The sequence below is a fragment of the Oceanimonas sp. CAM02 genome (genome assembly GCF_032842915.1).
Lineage (GTDB): Bacteria > Pseudomonadota > Gammaproteobacteria > Enterobacterales > Aeromonadaceae > Oceanimonas > Oceanimonas smirnovii.
Genome location: NZ_JAWJBK010000024.1, coordinates 154,332 through 161,960 on the forward strand (window position 1 = coordinate 154,332; position 7,629 = coordinate 161,960).

Annotated in this window: 9 protein-coding genes; 4 read left to right on the forward strand and 5 right to left on the reverse strand. The window is 57.2% G+C overall.

From position 1 onward, the window contains the following. Positions 1–10: 10 nt before the first annotated feature. Together R0I78_RS08080 and R0I78_RS08085 are read right to left on the reverse strand one after the other, a co-directional pair. Positions 11–193 carry a YnbE family lipoprotein gene (locus tag R0I78_RS08080; RefSeq protein WP_019934576.1) on the reverse strand — a complete coding sequence of 61 codons (183 nt, stop codon included), beginning with the start codon at positions 191–193 and terminating at the stop codon, positions 11–13. Further along, positions 190–1,962 (reverse strand): YdbH domain-containing protein, encoded by a 1,773-nt coding sequence (locus tag R0I78_RS08085; RefSeq protein ID WP_317074972.1) that lies wholly within the window; start codon positions 1,960–1,962, stop codon positions 190–192. The genes R0I78_RS08080 and R0I78_RS08085 overlap by 4 nt, the downstream gene beginning before the upstream one ends. A gap of 65 nt (positions 1,963–2,027) precedes the next feature. Here R0I78_RS08085 and R0I78_RS08090 point away from each other — a divergent pair, with 65 nt between their 5' ends. Continuing rightward, a complete protein-coding gene (locus tag R0I78_RS08090; protein ID WP_317074973.1) occupies positions 2,028–2,384 on the forward strand; it encodes a DUF2500 domain-containing protein in 357 nt (118 codons plus the stop codon). Here the strand turns inward: R0I78_RS08090 and R0I78_RS08095 are convergent. Then, the gene (locus tag R0I78_RS08095; RefSeq protein ID WP_317074974.1) at positions 2,365–2,802 is read right to left on the reverse strand and encodes a DUF411 domain-containing protein; all 438 of its coding nucleotides are present in this window, start codon (positions 2,800–2,802) and stop codon (positions 2,365–2,367) included. The genes R0I78_RS08090 and R0I78_RS08095 overlap by 20 nt on opposite strands. A 132-nt stretch (positions 2,803–2,934) precedes the next feature. On the opposite strand from R0I78_RS08095, the gene R0I78_RS08100 reads away from it, so the two are divergent. Further along, complete coding sequence (locus R0I78_RS08100) at positions 2,935–3,324, forward strand: SirB2 family protein (protein ID WP_317074975.1); 390 nt, start codon at positions 2,935–2,937, stop codon at positions 3,322–3,324. Here R0I78_RS08100 and R0I78_RS08105 read toward each other — a convergent pair. Then, a complete protein-coding gene (locus tag R0I78_RS08105) occupies positions 3,276–4,769 on the reverse strand; it encodes a M14 family zinc carboxypeptidase (RefSeq protein WP_317074976.1) in 1,494 nt (497 codons plus the stop codon). The genes R0I78_RS08100 and R0I78_RS08105 overlap by 49 nt on opposite strands. A gap of 289 nt (positions 4,770–5,058) precedes the next feature. On the opposite strand from R0I78_RS08105, the gene R0I78_RS08110 reads away from it, so the two are divergent. Next, a complete protein-coding gene (locus tag R0I78_RS08110; protein WP_317074977.1) occupies positions 5,059–6,021 on the forward strand; it encodes a helix-turn-helix transcriptional regulator in 963 nt (320 codons plus the stop codon). A gap of 63 nt (positions 6,022–6,084) precedes the next feature. Further along, positions 6,085–7,167 (forward strand): cell division protein FtsZ, encoded by a 1,083-nt coding sequence (gene ftsZ / locus R0I78_RS08115; RefSeq protein ID WP_317074978.1) that lies wholly within the window; start codon positions 6,085–6,087, stop codon positions 7,165–7,167. A gap of 114 nt (positions 7,168–7,281) precedes the next feature. On the opposite strand, the gene R0I78_RS08120 is transcribed toward ftsZ, so the two are convergent. Further along, the gene (locus R0I78_RS08120; protein ID WP_317074979.1) at positions 7,282–7,482 is read right to left on the reverse strand and encodes a sodium/glutamate symporter; all 201 of its coding nucleotides are present in this window, start codon (positions 7,480–7,482) and stop codon (positions 7,282–7,284) included. Between the last annotated feature and the right edge of the window lie 147 nt (positions 7,483–7,629).

Sequence of the window (7,629 nt, forward strand, 5' to 3'; positions counted from 1 at the left end):
ATCAGTCTCCTCAGAACAGTTCCTGCTCTTGTTCAAACAGTTTTTCCAGCTCCCGATCTACCCGCACCCGAATCTCGTGATCTACCTTCACATTTAAATTCACGGTGATGGGCTTGTCGGGAACCATGACTTCCACCCTGGGTGTGCAGGCACCCAGCAGCAACACTGCCAGCACCATAGCGGTTTGTTTCATTGTTCCTTACCCCCTTGCCACTGCGCCGGCAGCCGCTCACTGAGATCTTCGGCAAAGCGCAGGCTCTGCAGCAACTGTAACAGGTTTTCCTGATGGCGGTAATTGAAGTTAACCGGGTGCATTCGCTCGCCTACCGGAGCCCGGCCCTGCAACCGCGTCATGATCACCGCCTCACCGTCAACAGCCATGGTCATGTCGGCGCTAAGACGCTGGTAACGTAAATCTTCCAGCATGCCCAGGGTAAGCGCTAACGACATATTGTCTGCGGCAGAATCACGCAGCGCCTCACCGGCCTGATAAGACACCCAGCCGTTATGGCTCCAGAGACGACCGTTATGAACACTGACAGCACCATCAAATACAAAGGGCAGCCGGCCATGCAAACGGCCGTCACCAGTCAGTCCCGACACTGTGGTCAAATTCAACAGACTGGCCAGCGATACATCCTGAATATGCAGCTCACCCTGTAAGTGAGCACTTAATGGCATTGGCGACAATGCCAGCCGGCCTTCCAGCACATTGGCGGTAAGCCCTGACAGCCAGGGCCTGTTATTACGCCAGCTTAATGCAGCGTGAATATTAGTGACGGGCACACCGGTACTCAACGCCTCTATGGTCAGACCGCTGCCGGCATTCAATCTCAGCCGTCCCTGCTGCCAGCGACCGGCGAGCTGGCCGCTCACGCCAGTGGCGCTCAGCTCTCCCCGGCTCAGCCGGCCATCTTCAAGCCGCGCCAGTAATATCAGCGGCTGAGCAGCACTCAGTACATTGGCTGATTGCAGCGCCAATACCAGTTGCCCTTGCTCCACGTCTACATCAGGCAGCGCCAGCCAGCGGTTCAGCCAGGCCAGGCCAGCGGCCAGCGACAACCTCTGTTCAGGCAGCTCAAGGGCCAGCCCCTGCTGCCAGCGCCAGTTAGCCTTTACTTGCAACTGCGGTGACAATATCAGTTCCGCGCTGCCGTGTTCATAACTGTTAAGCAGCAAAGCCAGCTGTGCCTGGGGCAGTGCCTGCTGTTGCCAGCGGCCGCCCTGCCAGCTCAGCTCCCACCGGCCAATACCGCCCAGGGGCAAAGCCGCCGCAGGCTGCAGCATCAGCTCGTCGAGCTGCAAGTGCTGCCAGTTGAGCCGGTTTATATGCAACCGTGAGCCGGGATCCCAAAACCAGCCATCCTCACCGGTATGCAGCTGTGCGTCCAGTTGCAGCCGGCCGCTCAGCGGGGCAGGCAACCCCGTCTCTGCATTCAACCGCAGCCCTTGCCCGGGCTGCCAGCTGCCCTGCATACTCACCGGCTGTTTCAGTGCCGGCAGTAGCAGGCTGCCGGGCAGGATACCGCGCCAGCGCCAGCCGCCCTGATCCGGCGTCAACACGATAGCAAGCGGGCTGCCTTCAGCCTGCCAGTCAATCATGATGTCGCCATTATGATGGCGCAACCTAGCCGGACCATTAAGGGTCCGGCCAGGTAAATGCAGCGTTAACTGATCAATGGCAAAATCGACCGGCGGCAGGGTCAGCAGCACAGAAAGGGCATCTCCTTCACCTTGTGCGCCGGTATTACCACTACGGGAACACCCCAGATCCAGACCCAGATATGCCAGCGTGCCGGTGACTTTACCATTGTGCCAGTGCAGCCTGAGTGAGTGAGCTCGTTCTTTAGGGCAGGCTGGTACTACTGCTCGTTCCATCTGCGCCGTCAGTTCAATGCCGGCGGGCAAAGCCGCCGCCGCAGGTAAACTCAGCAATAAAACCGGCAACAGCCATTTCATCATGCCAAACTCCTTGCACTACTCCGCTCAGCTCTTAAGCTAAATCCAGTAACAGGGGGAAACCGTAAATGGATAAATTGGTGCTTTGGGGCATTGTCGTAATTGCTTTTTTGGTGCTCGGAAGGCGGCTTTATCAGCGCTTTTATGATCATACTCAGCCTGAGCACAGCATCAGGGTTACGGTCAGTGGCAAGCATATAAAGCAGTTTATGGGGCGCACCTCCAAGGAGGAAACTGAACTGCCGGCTCAGCGACAACAGTTCTATGTCAGCTTCCGGGCGCGCCCGGGAGACCAGGAACAGGAATTCCAAGTAAGCGAGCTTCTCTATGAGCAGCTGCTGCTGAACAGCACCGGCACCCTGGTGTTCCGGGGCCGGCGCTTTATTGCCTTTGAGCCCGACGACACTAGCCAGGATAGCGACTGAATACCGCTGTGTTGCCCTGTGCGTCAAAACCCAGTACTTCATAGGGGGTGCCGGGAATATCCATGCCCGGTGCACTCTGGGGCATGCCCGGAATGGTCAGGCCGCGATGCTCTGGCTGGTTCTGCAGCAGCTGCTTTACATCATGTGCCGGCACATGCCCTTCAATCACATAGCCACCAACCTGAGCGGTGTGGCAGGACGCCAAAGACGGTTTGACACCGGCCCGCACCTTCACCGATTCCATATAATTGGTGTCTACGCTGGTCACGTCAAAGCCGGACTCGCGCATGTGCTCTACCCAGTCTTCACAGCAGCCACAGGTAGGTGACTTGTATACGGTAACCGAAGGAAGTGCTGCAGGTGCTGCCAGCGCAGGCCCGGACAGCAGCAGTGCCAGACTCATCAAGCTTTTTTTCATCATGCTTTCCTGTGTTGAATGACCCGCCACCAGACTAGCAAAGCTCGGTCTTCGGGTCGCCTGTTGTCGGTATTCAGACCGGCGTCAAACGGTTATGCTTACCACTTTATAAAGTATAACTCCGGAGCCAATATGTCTTATCTTGCCCTTAAGCATGCACACATGATGTTTGCCATTATCAGCATAGTGCTGTTTATGCTGAGAGCCTGGCTGGCGGTCCCCTCTCCCGCCCGCATCAACAACAAGCTGCTGAAGATTTTGCCTCATATCAACGACACCCTGCTGCTGATATTTGGCATCTGGCTGGCGGTCAGCCTTAAGTTCAACCCCCTTGAGAACAGCCCCTGGCTGGCAGCCAAAATTATTGGCCTGGTGCTCTACATCATAGTGGGCACCATTGCCATCAAACGCGGCAAAACCCGCGGCCAGCGTCTGATGGCTGCGCTCGCTTCCATTGCTATTTTTTCCTACATCTATGGTGCGGCAGTCACCAAGTCACCACTGTCCTGGCTGGTGCTGTAACGCGCTTTGCCGGGGTTAACCGGAAACACCGGAAACGGCCCCGGCTTCAGCCAGCGCCAGCCTGCTTCCTGATACAGGGCGTTGGCTGAGCGCGGATCCAGCATCATTGCCGCCAGCGGCCCCAGGGGTTGATCCATGGGGACCAGTATATCTCCCGGCCCCAGCCTCAGCTCACCGGCTTCAGTACGCGCCTGTACCCGCCATTTTTCTCTGACACCCGGCTTTATTCTGGGCTGTGGCTGCAGCGCCTCTATCAGGATGCGCTCGGCCCGGACGTCTTGAGGTGCCCGTAACGTCATAAAGCGAATATGATGCCGTTCAAGCCAGCGAGCCATTCGTTCACGTTCCCGGGTGATGGCATAGGCTGGCGGCAACAATACCTGCTCCCCGGCCACGATGGCGTTGTAATTGACAAACTCATGATAACGGCGCTCACCGCTGCTGAGTCTGACCAGTGGCAGCCTCACCTCGGGCTCGGCATGATTACGGGCAAAGTGCACATCCATGCTCAGGGAGCGATCCGCGCTGGCAGACTGCCACTGTGCACGAGCCTGACGCGACACTGCCATCAGCCGCCGGCTGTCAGTGGCAGCCAGCTGCAACAGGCTCAGCAGTGCCAGATGTTGCTTGCGTACCCGTTCGGCAATATTACGCGGTGTGGCATAACTGCCGCTTTTATTATCCAGCCGGCTTTCTACCAGTACAGACACCCGCCCCTGCATGGCCGCATAGTTACGCAGATTGGTAATGCCCAGGCCCCCCCGGGCCACCCGCTGCCCCAGCTGCGTAATTTCCCCCCGGTAAGCCTCGGCCCTGACGCCGGCTTCGCTGACCTTGCTGATCAGTGCCGGCAGCAGAAAACCGGCGGTATAATCCTGCAGGCGCGCATCGATATTGGGGTTATTGCCTACCTCAAACTGTACTTCCACATCGGTCAGCCAGCCCTGCTCTCTGGTCAGTACCCGCTTCCAGATCCCCGACTCATGGGCGTCATATACCAGATCCGGATCAAAACGCTGCAACGTATTGACCAGCAGCCGGGTCTCACCGGCATTCAGCGCCACATAGTCGATGTTGGTGTTTTCGTCGTTGGCATTGTGGCGGCGGGACAGATCCCGGCCATCAGGATTGGCCATGGCCACCAGCACCAGATTCAGCCGCTTCAGCAAAGCCTCATGCCGGCCCAGAGTCAGCTCCTGTGCCAGCTGCTGTACCGCTTCGGCACCGGCAGGCTCGTTGCCGTGCTGAGCCGCCAGCACCAGCACTGTGGCCTTGCCGGGCTCGGGCCGGTAATGCCGCATAAAGGCCGGTGAAGAGGACATCAGCAGGGCATGAACCGGACGGCCACCGGCAGAGGTGCCAATGTGAACCATACGAGCCCGGTCGCTGTGTTCGGCCAGGGTGAACAGGTAGTGGTCAATGTCACGACTATCGGGCAACGACAAATAATTTGCTTTTTTTAATGGCGTCAAGGGTTCCAATCCGGACCAAGCCTGACCTCCCCAGAACAACAGCAGCAACACTAAAAGACGCATAACGAGACCTGAAAGTTATATCAATATCAAAAGGTTATAGGACCAAAACCCTATTCCGGCAAGTCTCGCTCAGCGTCAGGATCAGACCAAAAAATGGCGACTGTAGAAAAATGGCGACACTCACTCACGAAAAACATGCGTCAAAACTTGTCACACCTACTGCCTAGGATACAATCATCCCAAGCAAGAGGGCATCACCATGAGTAAGAAACTGCTGAGACAACTGACCCTGGCGCGCTGTGTTCCCTACCGTCCATACAAGCTGACCGCACGCCAGCTGCAAGAAAAACTGGAAGAAGAAGGAATTCAGGTAAGCCTGCGGACCGTACAGCGGGATCTGGAAGAAATGTCGGGCATGGGCCTGTTTGATCTCACTTCCGATGATCGCAGCAAACCCCACGGCTGGTGTTTCGAACGCAATGGTTTGAACGACTTCGCCAACTTTATGCCGCTGGGCCTGGCCATGGCACTGAAAACCTGGAACGACCAGGCCGCCGACCTGCTGCCTGCCAGTGTACTGACCGAACTGACGCCCATTATCGACAAGGCGACTCAGGTTATTAACGACAGCCAGAGCGAGCTGGCCGGTCGCTGGATGGAAAACGTGGTGCAGCTGCCCAAGCCGTTTGCCGGCAGCCCGGAAATGCGCCGCGCCACCACTATTCGCGATGCCCTGTGGCGTGGCCGCAAATTCACCGCTGAAATCAAGCGCCAGATCAAGGGCCGCACCGTGTGGCTGCGTTATGAGCAGGTCAACCCGCTGGGCATTGTCAGCCGTAAAGACGGCACCATGCTGCTGTGCACCATGACCGACATGGACCCCAAGATTTACGGCATTCCTTTTGAACACATCAAGGATGTTGAACTGACCAGCCGGCCGGTTACCCAGCCCCGTGAGTTCAGCACGCACAAGCTGGTGCGGGAAAAAGGCTACCAGGAAGAGGCAGAAACCATCCATTTTGTTGGCCGTATTGCCAATACGGGCCGGCCGCTGCTGGAAGACACCATTCCGGGCCACAATCCGCGATTGACCCGTTATGACAAGCAAAGCATGATGGTGGAAACCGATGTAAAAGATTCTCCCGAATTTCGCCGCTGGCTGACTGATATGGGCGGTAAGGTAGAAATACTGGCACCGGAGTCACTGAAGTCCGCCAAATAACGGCACCCATACCGATGATAAGGGCTGACTGGTTCAGCCCTTTGTTTTTTCACGGAGACCAGGATGGATCAGATTTTTTTTGAGCCCGCCGAACCCGACTGCGACACCATTCGCATCAGCGTAGTGGGTGTGGGCGGCTGTGGCGGTAATACCGTCAACCTGCTGGCCGATCACCAGTTGCCGGCCCACGTCAGCACCATTGCCATGAATACGGATGCCAAAGCTCTGCAGCAAAGCCGGGTAGAAATTCTGCAGCTGGGCCGTGAACTGACCCGTGGTCTGGGTGCCGGTGCCGAGGCCGAAACCGGCCGCAAGGCCGCAGTAGAAAGCGAAGCCGATATTCGTGCCCGTCTGCAAGGCGCGGATCTATGCTTTATTACTGCCGGCATGGGTGGCGGCACCGGCACGGGTGCGGCTCCTGTGGTGGCTCAGCTGGCCCGGGAAATGAACATAATGACGGTGGCCATTGTCACCCGCCCCTTTGGCTTTGAAGGCAAAAAGCGCGCCAAGGCGGCGGAAGATGGCCTGGAAACCCTGGCAGAACACACCGATGCCCTGCTGGTACTGCCCAACGACTACCTGCTGCGGGTATTGGGTGCCCGCACCCCGCTGATTAAGGCCTTTTCTGAAAGCAGCAAGGTGATTCAGAATGCGGTGCGTGGTCTGGCGGACATCATTGGTCAGACCGGCCTGATTAATATCGACTTTGCCGATGTGCGCACCATTATGAGCCAGCAGGGCAAGGCGGTGATGGGCATTGGCCTGGCCAGCGGTGAAAACAAGGTAGAAGAAGCCACTCTGCAGGCACTGAATAATCCGCTGCTGGAAAAAGTAGAGCTGGAGCGGGCCCGGGGCGTGCTGCTTAACGTGGTGGCATCTGCCGATATTGGCCTGGACGATTTTCAGAAAATTGGTGATCGCGTGGCAGAAAGCGTGGGTGAAGATGCCACTGTGGTATCGGGCATTACCCTGGATCCGGACTTAACCGACAGCATTCAGGTCACTATGATCGCCACCGGTATTCAGCCGCCAAAAGAAACCATAGCGCCGGTGCAGCAATCTCAGCATCAGCCCGGCCAGCCAGCAGAACAGCCGCTGCAGGAAGGTCTGGATATTCCGGCGTTTCTGCGCCAGCGCCAGCAATAATTTCAGGTACAAAAAAAGGCCGACGCAATGCATCGGCCTTTTTTAACGCTCAAACCCGGACTCAGCCAAACACGTTCAGGCACCAGGTAATGGCCGGAATGGCCACGATATCGATCAGTACGGCGCCACAATAAAGGCCTTGTGGGAGAAAACCCGATAACGATCGCACACAGCACCCATATTGGCCACCGCATTGGGAGTGGCGCCCAGACCATGACCCACAAAGCCGGCACAAAGCACGGCAGCATCATAGTTACGGCCCATCAGCCGGAACATCACAAAGTAGCCCAGCAGAATAATGGCCAGGGTCTGCACCGCCAGATTGACTGCTCCCCTCCCTAAAGGAAGGGGATTCCCAATTCACCGAGAACCGGACACGGAGACTGGCCCCATGCCGCTTACATTCTCTCCAAGGGCTAACACCGCCAGCCCGACGGCTTTAATGTTGGTCGCGGCGTTAAT